Origin of the sequence: Iodobacter fluviatilis (assembly GCF_900451195.1) — a bacterium.
Lineage (GTDB): Bacteria > Pseudomonadota > Gammaproteobacteria > Burkholderiales > Chitinibacteraceae > Iodobacter > Iodobacter fluviatilis.
In genome coordinates this window covers 215252-233042 of record NZ_UGHR01000001.1, presented here as the reverse complement: position 1 = coordinate 233042, position 17791 = coordinate 215252, and the positions used below count along the sequence as shown (strand labels likewise).

General features: G+C 48.8%; 17 protein-coding genes and 1 tRNA gene. 7 read left to right on the top strand and 11 right to left on the bottom strand.

The window, feature by feature from the left end; translation table 11 throughout:
* Window positions 1-209: 209 nt before the first annotated feature.
* Window positions 210-1841 (top strand): methyl-accepting chemotaxis protein, encoded by a 1632-nt coding sequence (locus DYD62_RS00995; RefSeq protein WP_165928572.1) that lies wholly within the window; start codon window positions 210-212, stop codon window positions 1839-1841.
* A gap of 159 nt (window positions 1842-2000) precedes the next feature.
* Here DYD62_RS00995 and DYD62_RS00990 read toward each other — a convergent pair whose 3' ends face one another.
* Entirely contained in the window at window positions 2001-2480 is a 480-nt protein-coding gene (locus DYD62_RS00990; protein WP_115225665.1) for a DUF1203 domain-containing protein, read from the bottom strand.
* Window positions 2481-2678: 198 nt separating this feature from the next.
* Between DYD62_RS00990 and DYD62_RS00985 the strand changes: the two genes are divergently transcribed.
* Complete coding sequence (locus DYD62_RS00985) at window positions 2679-3227, top strand: hypothetical protein (RefSeq protein ID WP_115225664.1); 549 nt, start codon at window positions 2679-2681, stop codon at window positions 3225-3227.
* 231 nt (window positions 3228-3458) lie between these two features.
* Here DYD62_RS00985 and DYD62_RS24340 read toward each other — a convergent pair whose 3' ends face one another.
* Window positions 3459-3620 (bottom strand): SAM-dependent methyltransferase, encoded by a 162-nt coding sequence (locus DYD62_RS24340; protein ID WP_207916257.1) that lies wholly within the window; start codon window positions 3618-3620, stop codon window positions 3459-3461.
* Between the two features lie 478 nt (window positions 3621-4098).
* Here DYD62_RS24340 and DYD62_RS23530 point away from each other — a divergent pair, with 478 nt between their 5' ends.
* Window positions 4099-4239: a hypothetical protein gene (locus DYD62_RS23530; RefSeq protein ID WP_165928565.1), complete on the top strand. Its 141-nt coding sequence runs from the start codon at window positions 4099-4101 to the stop codon at window positions 4237-4239.
* 242 nt (window positions 4240-4481) lie between these two features.
* Here the strand turns inward: DYD62_RS23530 and DYD62_RS00970 are convergent, their stop codons facing one another.
* Together DYD62_RS00970 and DYD62_RS00965 are read right to left on the bottom strand one after the other, a co-directional pair.
* Entirely contained in the window at window positions 4482-4664 is a 183-nt protein-coding gene (locus DYD62_RS00970) for a hypothetical protein (RefSeq protein ID WP_115225662.1), read from the bottom strand.
* 127 nt (window positions 4665-4791) lie between these two features.
* The gene (locus tag DYD62_RS00965; protein ID WP_115225661.1) at window positions 4792-5310 is read right to left on the bottom strand and encodes a DinB family protein; all 519 of its coding nucleotides are present in this window, start codon (window positions 5308-5310) and stop codon (window positions 4792-4794) included.
* Between the two features lie 278 nt (window positions 5311-5588).
* Between DYD62_RS00965 and DYD62_RS00960 the strand changes: the two genes are divergently transcribed.
* The 3 genes from DYD62_RS00960 to DYD62_RS00950 all read left to right on the top strand — a co-directional run bounded on the left by DYD62_RS00960 (window position 5589) and on the right by DYD62_RS00950 (window position 9129).
* Complete coding sequence (locus DYD62_RS00960) at window positions 5589-6503, top strand: TraB/GumN family protein (protein WP_115225660.1); 915 nt, start codon at window positions 5589-5591, stop codon at window positions 6501-6503.
* 142 nt (window positions 6504-6645) lie between these two features.
* Window positions 6646-7683, top strand: coding sequence for an NADP(H)-dependent aldo-keto reductase (locus DYD62_RS00955; protein WP_115225659.1), 1038 nt, complete (start codon window positions 6646-6648; stop codon window positions 7681-7683).
* Between the two features lie 315 nt (window positions 7684-7998).
* On the top strand, window positions 7999-9129 hold the full coding sequence (locus DYD62_RS00950) for a methyl-accepting chemotaxis protein (RefSeq protein ID WP_233702852.1): 1131 nt from the start codon (window positions 7999-8001) through the stop codon (window positions 9127-9129).
* 82 nt (window positions 9130-9211) lie between these two features.
* Here the strand turns inward: DYD62_RS00950 and DYD62_RS00945 are convergent, their stop codons facing one another.
* Both DYD62_RS00945 and DYD62_RS00940 read right to left on the bottom strand, forming a co-directional pair.
* Window positions 9212-9817 (bottom strand): peroxiredoxin, encoded by a 606-nt coding sequence (locus DYD62_RS00945; RefSeq protein ID WP_115225657.1) that lies wholly within the window; start codon window positions 9815-9817, stop codon window positions 9212-9214.
* 183 nt (window positions 9818-10000) lie between these two features.
* Entirely contained in the window at window positions 10001-12028 is a 2028-nt protein-coding gene (locus DYD62_RS00940; protein ID WP_115225656.1) for a methyl-accepting chemotaxis protein, read from the bottom strand.
* A gap of 399 nt (window positions 12029-12427) precedes the next feature.
* On the opposite strand from DYD62_RS00940, the gene DYD62_RS00935 reads away from it, so the two are divergent.
* Window positions 12428-13102 (top strand): class I SAM-dependent methyltransferase, encoded by a 675-nt coding sequence (locus tag DYD62_RS00935; protein WP_115225655.1) that lies wholly within the window; start codon window positions 12428-12430, stop codon window positions 13100-13102.
* Here DYD62_RS00935 and DYD62_RS00930 read toward each other — a convergent pair.
* The 5 genes from DYD62_RS00930 to DYD62_RS00910 form a co-directional block, all read right to left on the bottom strand.
* Window positions 13099-13722 carry a 3'-5' exonuclease gene (locus DYD62_RS00930; protein WP_115225654.1) on the bottom strand — a complete coding sequence of 208 codons (624 nt, stop codon included), beginning with the start codon at window positions 13720-13722 and terminating at the stop codon, window positions 13099-13101. The two genes, DYD62_RS00935 and DYD62_RS00930, sit on opposite strands and share 4 nt — an antisense overlap.
* A gap of 97 nt (window positions 13723-13819) precedes the next feature.
* Window positions 13820-15613 carry a DUF294 nucleotidyltransferase-like domain-containing protein gene (locus DYD62_RS00925; protein WP_115225653.1) on the bottom strand — a complete coding sequence of 598 codons (1794 nt, stop codon included), beginning with the start codon at window positions 15611-15613 and terminating at the stop codon, window positions 13820-13822.
* A 296-nt stretch (window positions 15614-15909) separates the two neighbouring features.
* Window positions 15910-16002 (bottom strand) — tRNA-Ser (locus tag DYD62_RS00920).
* A gap of 104 nt (window positions 16003-16106) precedes the next feature.
* A complete protein-coding gene (locus DYD62_RS00915; protein ID WP_115225652.1) occupies window positions 16107-17102 on the bottom strand; it encodes a type II secretion system F family protein in 996 nt (331 codons plus the stop codon).
* 61 nt (window positions 17103-17163) lie between these two features.
* Window positions 17164-17769, bottom strand: coding sequence for a hypothetical protein (locus tag DYD62_RS00910; protein ID WP_115225651.1), 606 nt, complete (start codon window positions 17767-17769; stop codon window positions 17164-17166).
* Window positions 17770-17791 lie beyond the last annotated feature (22 nt).

Below are 17791 nucleotides of genomic sequence, written 5' to 3'. Positions count from 1 at the left end.
TGTTTGATCAAGATGGCATATTATAAATTGAGTTGCACCGTAAAATGTCAGGACTATCCCTAGGGTTGCACCTAATTGGTTGCACCTTTTAAAAATAGAGAGCACCTTTTACATAGTCCATAGATTTTTCAACCTGTTTTATTCATTTGTAATACCATCCGCCCAATTAAAAGAAGCAAAATAAACAAGCTGGATAGAGGAAAATGCAGATGTTTTACACACTTAAAGGCAAAATTCAGACCGTCATGATTGTCTTAACCACAATCACTGTCACATTTTTTACCTACTTCAGCTATCAACAAGCTCGCAGCCATGCCCTGCAAGCCATTGACAGCCAGCTAACCGCCGCAGCCACCGGCTACCGTTATGTTTTAGGTGAGGGTTTTCATTCAGAGTTAAAACCCAGGGAGCAGGCCGATCTTCACCAGATGCGCCAGCTTTCAGAGCGGCTTACCCGCTACAGCAAAGAGCTGGGCCTGCCGTTTATTTATGGCTATATCCAGCGGGATAACAAAACCTATTACGTACTCTCTTCGCTCTCCCCAGAAGAAGAAAACAAACCCGATGCCGAGGTTTACCTTACCCCATCAGATTCCACCAGCAAGCAATTACAAGCTGCCATCAGCAGCAAGCAGCGCACTTTTGACGAATACGACAGCAAATTTGGCAGCTTTCGCACCATTTTTCTGCCCTTTACCAATAGCAAAGGTGAAACCATTGTTGCAGCGGCTGATGCCAATTTATCTTCTGTGAAAGAAACCCTGAACAGCATTTTGCTTAAATCGGTGATTTTGGGCATGGTTGCCATTTTGCTATCCACACTGGCATCGCTATGGCTGGCCAATTTAGTCACCCGGCCGCTTAATCGCTTAAAAATTGCGATGCAAAACTTAAGCAGCGGCAACGCCGATCTGACCGTACGCTTAGACAGCAGCAGCCGCGACGAAACAGCCCAAATCGCCAGTGCATTTAATCAATTTTTAAGCGATTTACATAAAATAATTGATCAGGTTCGCACTCAGGCCAGCAAGCTCACTGGGGGCGTGGCCGATATCGAACAAATGGCGCAAAAACTATCGCTAGAATCGCATAAACAAGCCGATATGGCCTCAGCATCTGCTGCCAATATTGAAGAAGTCACCGTCAGCATTGCTCATATTGCCGACAGCACCCAGCAAGTTGAAGACACCGTGCGCCATGCAGATTCAGGCGCAAACGCAAGCGCCGAAGCGGTTAACACCATGCGTGACGACACCAATAAAATGGCCGATACCGTAGGAGAGCTCAGCAGCACCATGCACGAGCTGTCGCAGCAATCGCAGCAAATCAGCCTAATCACCGTCACGATTAAAGACATCGCAGGCCAAACCAATTTACTGGCACTGAACGCCGCCATCGAAGCCGCCCGTGCGGGCGAAACGGGCCGGGGCTTTGCGGTAGTAGCCGATGAAGTACGAAAACTCGCCGAGCGCACCGCCCGCGCCACCGAAGAAATCGAGCGCATGCTGGGATCAATCAGCGATAAAACCGAACACGCCGTAGGCAAAATGCAAGCCACCAAAGAGATGGTAAGCGGCAATCAAGCACTGGCTCAGGTGATCGCCGAGCGCATCGGCAGCATGCAGGCCGAAATGCAATCGGTATCGGGCAAAATCTTCGAAATATCCACCGCCACCCGCGAGCAATCGATGGCCACCGAACAAATCGCCCAAGTGGCCGAAAAGATCAACCATCAGGTTACAGAGACCGACATCGCTCTGAAAAACACCCGAGTCACCCTGACAGATTTGTCTGAATTGGCAGCGAATTTACAAGGGATTGTGGGGCGTTTTAAACTGTAAGCACTTGCTTAATACGGGGTGGCGCATTACGCGAAACCTCGTCGCTCCCACATTCCTTTGGCAGGGACCCGGCTGCACCGCTGGATCCCTGATAAACACACGCGTAGATGACAAATTTTTTTACTGCTTGGCGATAGAAAATCACTTAAGGCATATCGCTTAACTCTCCTGACTCCTGACCACCTTACAGGCATAACAACCATAGCCTGCATAATGTAAGTGCAGATAAGCAATACTTTGCACTTGCAATAGCTGCTGTAAACGCAAAGCCAGCCGAGCGCCTTCCACCACCTCTGCTATTTTAATCATTCCTTCAGCATCGTAAGCGCGTACCGACATCTGCCTGGCTTCCATTTCCTCAGGCAATTGGTTCATTGCCAGAGCAGCAGCTTCGCCCTTTTCACGTACAAAAATGGGCCCGCTCGCCTGATAGGGTGAGTCTACCTGGTGATGCTTAAAGGGCAGCAGTATTAAGCTCTCCCCTACTGCGGCATCGCATAGGCTGACCCGGCAAGGATAGCCCAAGGGTTTATCGGGGATGACGCGCCTTGCGCCATGGCTAGCGAGCTGGGCATTATCCATTGCAAAAAACGGCTGAAATAGCGCTCTTGCCAGTGCTTGAACTTGGAAATTCATCATTTCTGCTCCTCATGAAATCAAGCTCAAGCATACAAAGCCCAAATAGAGCGAGCGACCCGATTCTTGCTCTTCTCCTTAAATAAGCAGCGGCTGGCAGTCAGCCGGCTTCGCACAGTCTTACGTCTATTTTTCCAGCCTTCTAAAAACTGTAATACCCCGCTGGTATTCTGGCTGCTATATGACATTGGGGAGTGATCCATGAGTATTTCAAGTGAGCTGCTTGATCGCATTTATGTCAAAACGCCCCAGGGTCAAAAAGAGATAGCCGAGCGCAGCTCAGGCCTTCCGGCCAGACAACGCCGCTTGCTGATCTTAATTGACGGCACAAAATCCAGCAGCGAGCTGGCCGTGCTATTGGCTGAATTTGAGCTTTCAGCTAGGCTGGAGGAATTAGTTGGCCTTGGTTTTATTCAATTAAAAGACACAGCCCGGCAGGAAGAAATCAATGCCAAGGCAGCAGTAGCGCCTGTTGCTGCACATGCCGCCCCACCTGTTCCGCCATCAATCACCCCCCTCAGCATCGACCCTCTATTGCTTGAGCAGGCCAAAAAGCTGATGGTAGAAAGCGCCCAGCATTGCCTCGGCATTATGGCCAGATCATTAATTGAAGAAATACAGCAATCCAATGAAAGTAACTGCAAAGTAGTCATTGCCCGCTGGAATATGGCCCTTCGCCAATCCAGCAAAGCACGCACCCATGCTGATCAGTATGTGGATGCGGTAAAGACTTTAATTGGGATTGATTGAGCCAAACTCGAAGCGTGAAACCAGAGTATTGAGGAGAAATATTGGGCGGGTAAAACTTTAGCCCAAGCTATCTTGCGGGTCTTGCTTTAACCAATACGCCCGCATAAGTTCGTGCGACCAAGCTGGCTGAAGCACTGCTTTGCGAGGTAAAAACTCAATCATGACAGGCTTGATATCAAGCACCGGCGTGCCATTAATTGCGTCAAGCTCAGCAACAATCAGCCTTGTGTCTTACACACGCACAAGAGGACAGATCGTGCTGCCAATGCGATTGGGGCGATTTTTACCTCGCTGGGCAAAGATGCCCACGGCAGACCATTCCTTATTATTTCTTGGGTGACGAGCACCAAAAACGATTTTAGAGGGTTCCACTTCGTGAAAGAGAAATAACACCTCGAGCCTAGTCCTTGATTTTTGGGATATATTTCCAAGATGCTCGATATTAATTTTTCAGCTCCACCATTGTTATATTGCACAGATCGCATGGGCAGCTTGCAGACAAGAAAGATTCACCTTTTTCCAGAGAGATTTTTCCATGACAGCTTGGGCAATAATTGCTTAATACCGTGCCATTTTCGAATTCAAGCAACGTTTCCAAAGCTAGCTTTTCCGCGATTTTCCTTTGTTGCTTCTCCTCCCTTCGCGCTTTCCAATTGAATAAGTTTCCAAACACGTTTGTTGCCTCCACGGTTGACGTTTGTGCTTCTGGGACCAGTGAGAGCTAGGATTTACCAGTTTGTAGTCTAAGAAAATATAGACACCCTAAAGTGACAGATAAACCACCACCGTTGGGGTATTAAAAACGCTTCGCACTATGAAATACCATGCTGGGCACAGCCTTAATAATTTCATTCGAATATATTACATCAGATTGAGCAGAGATTTACACCAAGCCATTGCGCAGAATGAAGTCTTGCCGCTGCAGGCGCGGCTGATGGAGCTGAATAAATGGCTGGGTGTCGAAGTGATCCGCTTCCATCCCTACAGCCTAGCCAGTACCACGCCAGGGTAGTCAGAAAGACAAGCAAAACCGCCTACTGGGCCATTCTTTTGGCTGCAACTTTGGGTGGCTGTTTGCTTACGATGGTGGCCGGTTTGTAAGGCTGACCGGTGCTTTCTGCCAGCGCGCGCAGTCAAAGCCCCTACTCGCCTGCGCACTTATGAAATTGTTTTTATGCAACTGCAAAAAAGCCCTGCTGCCTTTGACTGCCGGGCTTTGATGGTGGACGAGCATGCCTGAAAAAACTTGCAAATCTATGCCGCTAAGGGCTTGCAGGGAGCGATAGTAATATGAGAGAAGTCCACCAGACCTTGTAAAGCTTCGGCAGTAAAAGGCTCAAACAGCGAGATGCAAGACTCTTCCCCTCCCCAAAAATCGTCTTCAGTATGGGGGCGCACTGCTTCAACGATACCGACTGCTTCTACTTGCTGCTTCATGTCGCTCTGCCTTCTGTGATGTGTAAGCGGCAATCACCAGAGCCAAAAGAACGCGTCGATTTGCAATCTGTGGTTGTTGCTGATGAATGTGTACCCTGCCGCTCATATTTCGCAAAACCATTTCCACTTACGAATTTTCAAGCCTATCCCGCCGCCAGGGCTCAGCCTGATGCAGGTATCGGGTAAAGGTGTCTTTAGGGCGCTCAAGCCCCTGAGCCGCCAAAACCCGGGCAGCCATGCCCCGATGGTTGCTGCCATGGGTTAACAGGTGCAGCAGAATTTCCTCAACAGAAAGCTGCCCCTGATCCCCATCTGTAAATTGAAAGCAAATTTGTCTGCCCAGCTCATTCTGGCTAACCGCTTCTGTAAAACCCACCAGCCAAGCATCATTCTGCTGCATCCGCTCTCTTAGCTCAGAAAGTGAAGGTGTTTCAGGGGTATTGTTATTGGTATACAGCTCTGGACTGCCCGATATGCGGCTAATAAAAAGGCTGTCCACAACGGTGGTGTGGTTCAGGATACGGGCAAAGAAAATGGAATCATCATCCGATAGCAAATGAAGCTGCTGCTCACCGCAGGAAAGAAGCTCCGCATTTGCCCATGCCTTGTACTTGAACGCTTTTAGTAAAGTATTATTTGCTTGCATGCTTACTCTGATGTGATAACAACGATGGCAGCCATCAGCCAGTGCATAACTAATTTATACGCAATGACTTGCTGTGGCCTGAATGATTTCATGCTGTGAAATAGCTGTCAGCATACCAAAAGAATAATGACAAACAAATAGCCGCCAGCCTTTCTGAATGCAATCAAATTACCCTTGGTAAAGCTAAAGAAATCGCAGGACTCTGCGCTTCACTAAGGCATCTGCCGCCGCTTCGCTTTATACTGGCAATCCAAACATAAAAATTGCTGGAGACTTGGATGCTTGCTCGATTTCGCCCTCTGATTATTGCCGTCACCGTCGCCTCAACCCTGCTTGCCCCCCTCTCCCATGCTGCCGTCAGTAAAGCAGTTTCAGCCAGCAATAAAGCAGAAAGCAGCAACAGCCTGCTATGGAAAATCGAGAAAAAAGGAACACCTGCTTCCTGGCTTTACGGCACCGCCCATGTGGGCGATCCGCGCGTGACTCAGCTGAGCCCTAAAACCGAAGCGGCTTTTGAGACTTCCAAAAAAGTGGTGACAGAAATTCGCCTCGATTTTGGCATGATGATGGAAATGGGTAAGCGCATGCTGACGCCAGAGCCATCGCTTGCGCAAATTATCGATAAAGAACATTACCAGAAGCTTTTACCCGCGCTTGAAGCGCGCGGCTATCCGGAAGTCGCTACCGCCAAGCTAAAGCCTTGGGCCGCGGCCATGCTGCTGATGACGCCGGTACGCCAGCCTGGGCAGATGCCGCTTGATCTTTTATTTGCCAAAATGGCGATTGAAGGACAAAAGGATTATTCCGGCCTGGAAACTCTGGATGAGCAGCTGAGCCTTTTTGAAACGATTCCGGAAAACAGACAAATCGAGCTGCTTTACGCCGTGCTGGATCAGCAGGCCGAGCTTGAAAAAAGCTATCAGAAGATTCTGGATTTATACCTGAAACAAGATATCAATGGCCTTGCTGAGTATGCCGCACAAGACGATTTTAAAATGGTGGATCAGGCGTGGCTCAGCCAATGGCGGAATCAATTACTGGAAGCCCGCAACCCGCGCATGGCCGAGCGTCTTGGTGACAAGCTAAAAGAAGGCAATGCCTTTATTGCCGTAGGTGCCCTGCATCTGCCAGGCAAAACTGGCCTGATTCAAAGCCTGCGTGATCAAGGCTACCGGGTAAGCCCGGTGAAGTAAGCTGTACACCAGCCTCCCGCACAATAAGTATCTGCACAAGTCATGGCGCTGAAGGGGTGCCATGAACTTGTGCCAATGCTTACACTCCCGCAGATCAGACACTCAGCACAGTGCACCGCAAACGCCTTACGAGACTAGCCCTATGAAATATCACCTTTTACCCAAAACCGATTTAAATATCTCTGCCCTCTGCCTTGGCACCATGACCTTTGGCGAGCAAAACAGCGAAGCCGATGCGCACGAGCAGCTCGATTACGCAGTGGCTGCTGGGATCAACTTTATTGATACCGCCGAAATGTATCCGGTACCCGGCAAAGCGGAGACTCAGGGCTTAACCGAAAGCTATGTAGGCAGCTGGCTGGCTAAGCAAAACCGCGACAAGATTATTCTGGCCAGCAAGATTTCCGGCCCCAACCGTGGAATGGACTGGATACGCGGCGGGCCGCAGCTTAATCGAGAGCAGATTCATGCGGCCTGCGATGCCAGCTTAAAGCGCCTGCAAACCGACTATATCGACCTGTACCAGTTGCACTGGCCTGCCCGCCATGTGCCCATGTTTGGACAAAGCTATTACGACCCCAAGCAAGAGCCTGCCCATACGCCGGATTTTACCGAGCAGCTTGAAGCGCTCAATGAGCTGGTGCAAGCCGGTAAAGTGCGTCATATCGGGTTATCCAATGAAACACCTTGGGGCGTGATGGAAGCCTGCCATGTAGCACAAACACAGTCTTTGCCACGCATTGCCACCATTCAGAATGTATTTAATTTAATTAACCGTCAGTTTGAAAATGGCTTGGTTGAAACCTGCCATCGTCAGGATGTGGGCCTGCTGGCGTATAGCCCGCTGGCGTTTGGTTTGCTTTCAGGTAAGTACTTTGACAACCCGCAAGCGGCTGGCCGGATGACGCGCTTTAGCAATTTTGGTGCGCGTTACTTAAAGCCCGCCGTACCTGGCGCAATTGAAGCCTATGTAAAACTCGCCCGCGCTCATGGCTTATCGCCAGCACAAATGGCGCTGGCTTGGGTCAGCAGCCGCTGGTATGTAGCCAGCAATATTATTGGTGCCACCACCATGGCCCAGCTTAAAGAAAATATCGGCAGTCTGGATATCGTGATTACACCAGAATTAGATGCAGCGATTGAAGCGATTCATAAACAAAGCCCTAATCCTGCAAATTAAACATATTAATTCTTTAGTTTACTGTCAGCAAAATTGGGCCTATTGCCAGCCATATCCGCAACAGGCCCAATTTACTCAGCAAAGACTTAATCCTTTCTGAATTAAATCTATATCGATTGCAAGCCTTTACTTCTATTTCAGAAACGACTCATCCTTAGATGAAAACGGTTAAAGCATTACGCTGAAAAACAGACCATTCATCCAGATATAACCGCCCCCGCCTTATTTGAATTAACGACAATTGATTTTAATCAAAACCATTCTATAAAGATGACAAGCATCTGCTTTCAATCTGTCTCCCAAGGAGATCATTTTATGTTTGGTTTTACTCAAAAAACAGAAACAAAAAACACAGCAGATGTGCAACTCGATACGATGAAAGCAATTCTTGATCATGTGGATAATATGATCTTGCTCTGCGATACCAGCCATGAAAACAATGTGTTTTATGTTAATCAAACCGCCAAAGTCGTTTTTGAAAAATATCGTCAGGAAATGACGCAAGTTTTACGGGGGGCAGATCCAACCACGGCACATGGCGGCTCTATCCACCGGTTTCACCATAATCCGGAGCGTGTTCGGCGCATTTTGCAAGAATTGGGCAGTGGCGCAAAAAATGCCACTCACGTGGCTGATATTCCCTTGGGCAGCATTACTTTGCGTACCAAAGCTTACCCTATCTGGGATACGGCCGACCCCAGCAAAGTAAAATGCTATCTGGCCTGCTGGGAAGATATCACCAGCAAAGTAAAGCATGAAGAGCTTCAGAAAAACGTAGCCAGTAAGGCCAATGAGCTGCACGAGCAGGTTTCATATATTGCCGCCACCATGGAAGAAGTCAGCACCAGTATTGATGAAGTGGCCCATACTACGGCCGAAGCCAGCAACAGAGGTAATAGCGCTTATGACAGCGCCAATGAAGGGCAAGTTGTAGTGGAGGGCGCGGTGCGCGGTATGCGCGATGTGGCTGAATTAGTCCGCACCACCGCCGGTGTCATTGGCCAGCTCAACACCCAATCCGATAAAATTGGCGTGATTGTAGGCGTGATTAAAGATATCGCCGATCAAACCAATTTACTGGCGCTGAACGCCGCCATTGAGGCAGCACGGGCAGGCGATACCGGTCGGGGCTTTGCAGTGGTGGCCGATGAAGTGCGTAAATTATCCGAGCGCACCGCCAAAGCCACAGCCGAAATTGGCGCTTTGATTCACTCCATCCAAATGGAAATCGAACGTGCAGTCGGCACCATGAATTCAGGCGAAAAAGATGTCACAGCTGGCGAGGAAAAAGCCATAAGTGCAGAAAAAGCTTTAGTACGAATCGTGCAGGATGTAAGCGCGATGCGTAATCTGATCAGCGAAATTTCCGGGGCATCCGAGCAGCAAGCAAGCTCTGTTAGAGATATTGCCCAGCGGCTAGAAATTATTACTTCACAACAATCATAAGCTTCAAAAGACATAAAAAATCCCCCGCAGGCACAAGGCCAGTGGGGGATTTTTTTAGACTAAATAAAAAACTTTTTAGTTATTACAGATCTTTAGCGTTTTTAGCCAGGTAGTCAGCAACGCCAGCAGCATCTGCCTTCATCCCTGCTTTACCTTTGTTCCAGCCAGCCGGGCAAACTTCACCGTGCTCTTCTGTGAATTGCAGTGCGTCTACCACGCGCAGCATTTCGCTGATATCACGGCCCAGTGGCAAGTTGTTTACCACTTGGTGCTGAACCACACCTGATTTATCAATCAGGAAAGAGCCGCGCAATGCAACGCCAGCACCAGCCAGCTCTACATCAAAAGCCTGGCAAATTTCGTGCTTGATATCGGCAACTAGGGTGTAACCCACTTGGCCAATACCCCCTTTTTCTACCGGAGTGTTACGCCATGCAGCGTGAGTAAACTGGCTGTCGATCGACACGCCGATTACTTCTACATTACGTGCTTTGAATTCTTCCAGACGGTGATCAAAAGCGATCAGCTCGGATGGGCAAACGAAAGTGAAATCGAGTGGATAGAAGAACACCACGGCGTATTTACCAGCGGTTGCTGCCTTAAAGTTGTAGCTTTCTGTGATCTCGCCATTACCGAGAACGGCTGCTGCGGTGAAATCTGGTGCGCTTTTACCAACGAGTACGGCCATGCTGATGCTCCTAATGTTTTAAAAAATTAAACCCGCTGTATTCTGGGGCAATTAGTCGGACTCTGTCCAATCAACAAAGTTCATCTTCATCATAGCTTTTCTCAATGAAGCATTTATGAATACGCCAGAACTGGCATGCTTCTTTTTGAGCAAAAAACAAGATGATGAACAGGTATGATCCACTTAAACCTTAAAGCGATCCACTGCTTTTTGTAAATCAGAAGAAAGATCACTTAAGTTTCTGGCTGCATCACGCACCTGCTGCAAAGCTTGGTTATTGTCGTGCACCATGATGTTGATTTTATCCACATTGGATGAGATATCCTCGGTGGCCTTGGATTGCAATGCCGTTGTTTTGGCAATGTGATGAACACTTTCCGACATTTTATTAGTGCCCGCAGTGATTTCAGCAATCTGATCAGCCGCCTCCCTAGATAGCTCAACGCCTTCTTCCACCTGCTGTAAAGCCAGCTCCATGCCTTGCGCCGCCTGCATTGTTTCATCCTGAATCAGCGCAATCATTTTGCCAATATCCAGCGTGGCATTGCTGGTGTTCTCTGCCAGCTTTCTGACTTCATCGGCCACCACGGCAAAGCCCCGCCCCTGCTCACCCGCTCTGGCGGCTTCAATCGCTGCATTTAAAGCCAGTAAATTGGTTTGATCTGCTACGCCACGAATGACACCAACCACGTTTGAAATCTCTGTTGAGCGCCCTCTTAAACCATTCATCAATACAGATTGCGCCTTGACCACCGCCTCAATTTTAGCAATTTCACCGGAAGTGGCCCGCACACCAAATTCGGCCTGACGCGCATTGGTTTCAGCAACATGGCTCATGGTTTCTGTGGCAAGCGCATTTTCGGCAATTAAATTAATCCCCACTGACACTTCTTCAATCGCTCCAGCCGTTTGCTCAGCCGCCTTAGCCTGCATTGTTGAGCCCTGTGCTACCGTATCCGCATGGCCAACCAGCTGAGCAATTTGCACGTTCAGCTCTTGAACTTGCAGCTTAACCATACCAATCATTTCTGCCAAAGACGCTACAAACAGATTAAAAGCCTGCGAAGTACGGCCAATTTCATCACCGCTACTGACTTCTAAGCGATGGCTTAAATCAGCATCTCCGGCAGATAATTGCATCATGGCCTGATTTAATCGCAAAATGGGCTGGGTTAAATAACTCAGCGTGGCAGATAAAATAATGGATAATAAAATCAATCCCAGCCCACCAATTAAAAATGACATCCGTAATAAACGATCAGAGCGCGCATAAAACTCGGATGTAGGCACATTAATAACGAGGCTCCAGACTGTGCCGCTTTTCCCTAATTTAATTGGCATAAAAAAGCGAATAAACCCGCCATTGTCAATATGCAAAGCTTTGCCCGTCTGAACCTCTGCCAATACATTGGCGGGTATTTCACTGCTATTAACAGGCTTGGCTAAAAGCGCGGAATCTGGATGGCTGCCATAGAGCCCCCCCGCACTGATTAAGCTGATAAAACCGCTTTCAAATACTTTGACCTGACTCAGTGTTTTTTGTAAATCACCCATTGCAATATCACTGCCCGCCACTCCTAAAAACTGGCCCTGATATTGCAAAGGCAAAGCAAATGACATCATTAAGACTTTGGTATCACTGTCTACATAGGGCTCAATGACTGTTTGCCTGCCAGAAGCTTTAGGCGCGGTGTAATAGGCTCCGCCGTAATAAGCCTCTTCCCATTTGCGGATAGCCGCCTCATCCATTCCTTCGCTGTAGGCGTACTCCATCAGCTCTATTTTTTCGCCCTTACGCAAAGCCCATGGCGCATAAGCCCCTGAAGGATAAGCCGTTTTGTCTTTGGTAAATTCAGCATCTTTGCCATCAAATTTACCATGCTCATAAATCAGCCACAGATCATACAGATCGGCATTATCTTTTAATGCCTGCAGCAGCAGGCTGTTGGTTTGATTACGCTGCAACAGGCCGTGCTGCTTGCTGCTTTCCAATCCGCTGACCAGTGTCTGCAAGGGGCCCAGTGGTTTTTCCAGCTCGGTTTGCGCAAATAAGGCATAGCGCTTTGCCATATTCTCTGCGCTGCTCAAAGCCTCGGCGCTCATTTCCTGCCGCGTATTCCAGGCCAGCACAGACAGCATCAATCCTAAAATAACAAATAAAGAGCCCAACACTGTCAGCATTATTTTGGCTCGAAAACCAAGCTTTTCCATGGGCGTCACCCTTTTAAAAAGGAGAAGGATTGAGACGTAAGAGTAGCCGTATTTAACCCCGGATGTATGAGTTTTTCCGCATAAAACTTATAAAAACAAAGCGCATAAAATACAGAAAAATAGCATCAGGAATACATACGATTCACAGCAGCTGCTTACTCAGAAAATGAACAAATACAGTGCAATGTAAGCAATATGCAAACAAAGCACCACCCCATAATGTCCCTAATACCTTTATTGCCAGAATGAAGTACTGCATTAGCCAATGAGTGTTAGCATCAGATTCCCCTAACTCATGTACCTGCCCCGCCGAATACTAATCCTTCTTGCAAAACCCTTCTTGTTGAAGTGTTGCGTCGGTTCGAAAAGCATCCTACGCCGCACCTGCAAAAGGCCCCCATGCCCCATCTCGCCCCTCTGGGCTATCAAGTCAAAACCCAAGATATTGCCGTTGCCGGTGGTTTAAATTTAAATATTCGCTCTTTGCTCGATATTCAGCAGTATTTCGATCCCGAAGGTGAAGCCGAAGATGCAGGTATCTCTGCAGCCAGCTGGCCACTCTTTGGTCTGGTTTGGCCTTCAGCACAAAAACTGGCCGATTTAATGCAGGCATATACCCTTGGAGAAAGACGGATTCTGGAAATTGGCTGTGGCCTTGCACTGGCCAGCATGGTGGTGCACCGCAGGCATGGCGATATCACCGCCAGCGATTGCCACCCATTAACCGAAACGTTTCTGAATGCCAATCTGCAGCTCAATACCCTGCCTGCGCTGAAATACAGCACCGGCAACTGGGACAGGGCCAATCCTGAATTAGGGCAGTTTGATCTCATCATTGGCAGCGATATTCTGTACGAGCGCAACCAGCCTGCGGCCCTTGCACTCTTTATAGATTTACATGCTGCGGCTCGTGCCGAAGTGCTGATTATTGATCCCAATCGCGGCAACCGCAGCGCCTTCAACCGCCAGATGGCCGGGCATGGTTTTCAGCTTGATGAAACCCTGATCAATACCCCTTTGCACGATGGCAGTGCCTATAAGGGAAGGCTATTGAGATATAGACGCGGGGATTAAACAGCGGGCTGGCGATGCAATTTTAAAAACACCATCGCCGCCAGCAGCGCATCGTTCAGCGGATCATGGCGGGGCAAATCGGGCAGATTCAGTGTTTGCAGAATATGGCTCAGGCTTAGATCTACATCGGGGCGATGCGCCGTTACCATTTGGTCGTAAAACAAGCCGGACACCTCGATACTGGCATTGGGTAAAGCGACGCCCAGCATGGGTTTAAGCAGGCGGCCCAACACTGTTAGATCGAACTCCAAGTAATAACCCACCAAGGGCCGGGGCCCGACAAAGTGCAGCAAGGCCACCAGAGCCTGCTCTATTGGTAGCCCTTCTTGCACATCCTGATGCCGCAATCCATGCACAGCAATACTCGCCGGATCGATCTGCCCTGCGGGCTTCACCAATAATTTCAGATGCTCTGAAACGATAATCCGCGAGCCTTTTATCCGGATGGCGGCGATGCTTAAAATCTCTGCCTGCCTTGGGTCAAGGCAGCTCATTTCGCAATCAAGGCTCACGTACTCATCAGCCGGGGCCTCATCCCACAAAAAGGCAAACGCCGGATTGGCCAGCGCTAGGCTGCGCGATCTACGCCAGCGCTGCCAATAATCCATCAGGCCACTCATCACATCCCCTGCTTGAAATAATGGCTGAACCACTGAGCATATTTATTCACCACCGACAGCGTGCCTTTTAATCGCTCAGGCCCTGAGGTGACGCCACTCATAACATGCCCAGCTTGAAATGATGGCTGATCAGCTGGCGAAATTGCTTCACCACTGAGAGTGTATCTTTTAATAACTCGCGCTCCAGCGTGGTTAAAGCCGCAGGATCGATCAGATGATCAACCGGTTTATCCATGGCCTGATTCATCAACCCTGCTTTGAGTTGCAAGCCCTGCAAAAACGCCAGAGATTCGGCTAAATCATGGCCAAAGCGCTCGTTTAAATGACCTATATCGCTTAAACGCTGAATGCGCTGGTAGCTATTACTCTCTTCCACCCCATATTGCAGCGCAAGGCTACGTAAACCATGCACCACAGGGAAAATGCCGCCTTTTTTAATATCCAGCGCATCCTTATCCGGCCCAGCCGTGGCAATCAACCTAGAAAACAGATTAATCGGCGGGGAGAATTGTTCCACCGGAAAAGCAAAACGCGATAAAAACGCTGCGTTATCGCCTAAATCCTGTTGCAAATACTGACGCAAGCCCTCAAACAAAGCCACCTGCCCGCAAACAGGCCGTGCATCCAGCCAGATCGCCATATGCATCACATTTTCACTGCTGGCGCTGCTGGTCCATGCATTAATCTGCCGCTTATAGCCCGACACACTTTGCCGCCATAAAGGATTAGAAACCATCACCCTGCCGGGACAAGGCGGATAACCAAAGGCAATCAGCTGCTGATTAAATTCACTGCAAACACGCTCCAGATCTGGATGCTGATAATCGTCTTCAATAATCAGCGCATTATCCTGATCGGTATTTAAAATCTGCTCTCCCCGCCCTTCCGAGCCTAAAACCAGCAGGCACACATGCGGCAGCATCTCTGGCGGGGCCAGCAGGGTAAACAAGCGGCTGAATAAACGCTGGCGAATTTCCCCAACCAGCTCGGCCAGCAGGGTGATTTTCATGCCATTGCCGTGCAGTGTGCGTATTAATTGCTGCGTACTTTTCACCGCCGCTAAAAGCGCATCAGGATGATGAGCACGGCCAATCTGCGCGGTAATGCCGCGTGGGTTATGCGAGTTATTAAAGAAAGCCGACATCAGCTCGATCTGCTCCAGAACGCCGCAAACCTCGTCGCCCTCCAGCACCACCAGCCTCTGCACCGAATGGCGCATCATCAAGAGCATGGCGTGATGCAGATCGTCCTCTGCTTTTACACAAATCAGCGGGCGCTTAAGGTGACGGTAAATGGCTTCATGATTGGCATCCAGCCCATCCACCACCACATTACGTAAATCGCTTTGGGTAAAGATTCCTACCCCTGAGCCCTCTTTCACCAACACCGCCCGGCTGTGCGCGCGTTTCATCAGCCGCGCCGCATCCATCACCGTGGCAGTTTCTGCCAGCCAGCAAGGCGTGTGCAAGACCGCATCACCCACCCTAGGCTGCAGCTCTTGCACGGGCTGGCTGAGCGCGGCCAGTTTACGCGCCACATCGGCATAAAAAAACGCTGCAAACTGGCTGTTGGCATCGCTGATTTTCATCGCCACATCGCGCCGGATATGCCAAAGCAACGTGTCTTCTTGCGCATGCAAAGTGCAGCAGGCCTTGCCACTAAGCAGCGACTTGCTATCGAGCACATCAAAGCAGCCATAAAAGCTAGCCTCGCCCGCCTCCCTGACCAGCCCTTTCATCACCACCAGCAAGGCATCCACCACATCACCCTGCTGCTGAATCACCGATCCGGCCGCGTAATAAGCCACATCCAGCGCTGCAGCAACACGATCCCGCTCTGCAGTATTCAGGCTGTTAAACGGTGCACGATTGAAATCAAAAGATGTCGTCATAAATCCCCCAATATCTAATTTTAGATTTAAGGAAGAGGGAAAAGCAGACAGATCTGCTTGCTTATTGATATGGATCTGATGTTACCCGGTAAAACCCAAATTTTAATGCACTGAGGACTCAGCGTTACGGGGAGAAAAATACTGAAGGATAAAGCGGACAACGACGGCCAATGCCATCCTTAAGACGAAAAAAAACCCTTGATCAACAAGGGCTGTTTTTCTTGGGGCATTTGAAGCGTATTTAAATACACTCCATTCCCATTGTTACTACTCGACTCTGCCAAGTATGAAACACTTGGCGGAGAGCAAGGGATTCGAACCCTCGATACAGGTTTTGCCCGTATGCTCCCTTAGCAGGGGAGTGCCTTCGACCACTCGGCCAACTCTCCATCAAGACTGCGGATCATACTCATTTACTTACAATCTAGTCAACAAAAACTTTCTATTCAGCACTAAAAATATATTTTTCTACTTCACTACCAACATTTTTCCCTTACAAATCAGCAGGTATCTGCGGCGCACCACTTCCAATCACCATGCCATAAGCCATCCACAGCATCAGCAGGCCATACATAATTCTTGGGAACCACTCGGCGACTTTGCTTTGAAAATCGGCAATCGTTGCACTTTCCATGTTTACGTGCCGCAGCAACATTTCAGGCAAAGTGCCGCTGGCCTCCCCCGTTTGCACAAAACCGATCACCCGGGTATCCCCTAAAAAAAGCTGGTGATCTAGTGCTTTAGCTAGGCTATCCCCACGTTGCATTTTGGGCAGAATACGGCTGTATTCACTGCGGATCAGCCGATTATGAATCGCCCGGTTCGCCTTAGGCAGGGCATCAAACATAGGCAGGCCTGCTTCCAGCATCAGCGCCAAGCTTTCAAAAAAATCCCGCGCATTGCGCCGCACATGCATGGCACCAAACAGCGGCATCTTGATCAACAGCGTTTCAATTTGCAGCCTTAAGCGCGATGGCCCCGATACTTCCAACCAATCCGAAACCCCTCTGAACAAACCATAGAGGCTGATAAAAAACAGCAAGGGCCGCAGGCAGCGCCACAAATAAGCAGCAGGGCTCAGCGCGCCCAAAACCAAATCGGGCAAAGGTTGTACTGATAAAGCCAGCACAAACACCACGATGGGCAACATCATTTTGGAGCGCATCTGGCGGCTTAATCTGGCCTTCAGCGTATAGCGCTCAGCCAAGCGAAAGTAAGTATGTGCTGGGCTGCCCGCGCTAATCGCCGCATGCAGCAAATCTGCTTCCAGATCGCTAAACAAAGCAGCCATCCTGCCTGCCGCCGCCACATCCTTGCCCCGCCCCAGCCATTTGCGCGCCTCTTCCACCCTGGGCTGGGCTGCTTTCGCCAGCCGCAAGGACAAAAAAGCCTGCGCCACCGGCAGGCCTGCTTTCTCCATCGTTGCCAGATGGGTAAACAGATCTGCACGGATGGCGTCAGTGAGTGGGGGGAGTTTGGGTTTAGGCATGGGGTTTAGTTTAGAAGGAAAAACCTTATAAAGATGCGACACGCTATCAATTTAAACGCGTTTAAATAAAACTATCATCAAAATATATTTTGACCTGCGCTAGTTTGTGATCGGCATCAAAATAAAACTCAATATTAGTTGTGCCAACATCATCCCCGCACTGGTTTAATGACCAATTCTTTTTACTTGCTGCGGATAGCTTTATCTTTTTGCCCCTGAGTGATATGTCTCTTTCAGCCAGACTCATCACTTCTTTCTCTGATTTTATGCCCAGCAAAGCCATTATTTCTGACTTTTTCTGCCCGATATAAAACTGAGTTCCCAGCTTATATTTTGAATTTGATAAGCTAATCCGCTCTATTTGCTTTTCTCTTTTTTGTTCATCTGCAATCGTAATGATTAAGCCCGGATAGATTAAATCTTTAAGAAAATAAGAACCAGAATTACCATATGAGTGATATTTATAACGTTTGGTTTGCTCAGGTTGCCCTATTTTTTTAAAAACAACATCACTTTTATCCAGTAAATTCACGCTATTAACACTTATCTGGCTGGGCTTTAAACAAACCATTTCAGCCTGATCGGCACTACTTGCACACAAGCTGGCTGAAATTAAAAATAATGAAATGAACAAATAATGTTTATTTATATGGGTAAGAGAATACATTCAACATTCCTTGAGGCTTTTT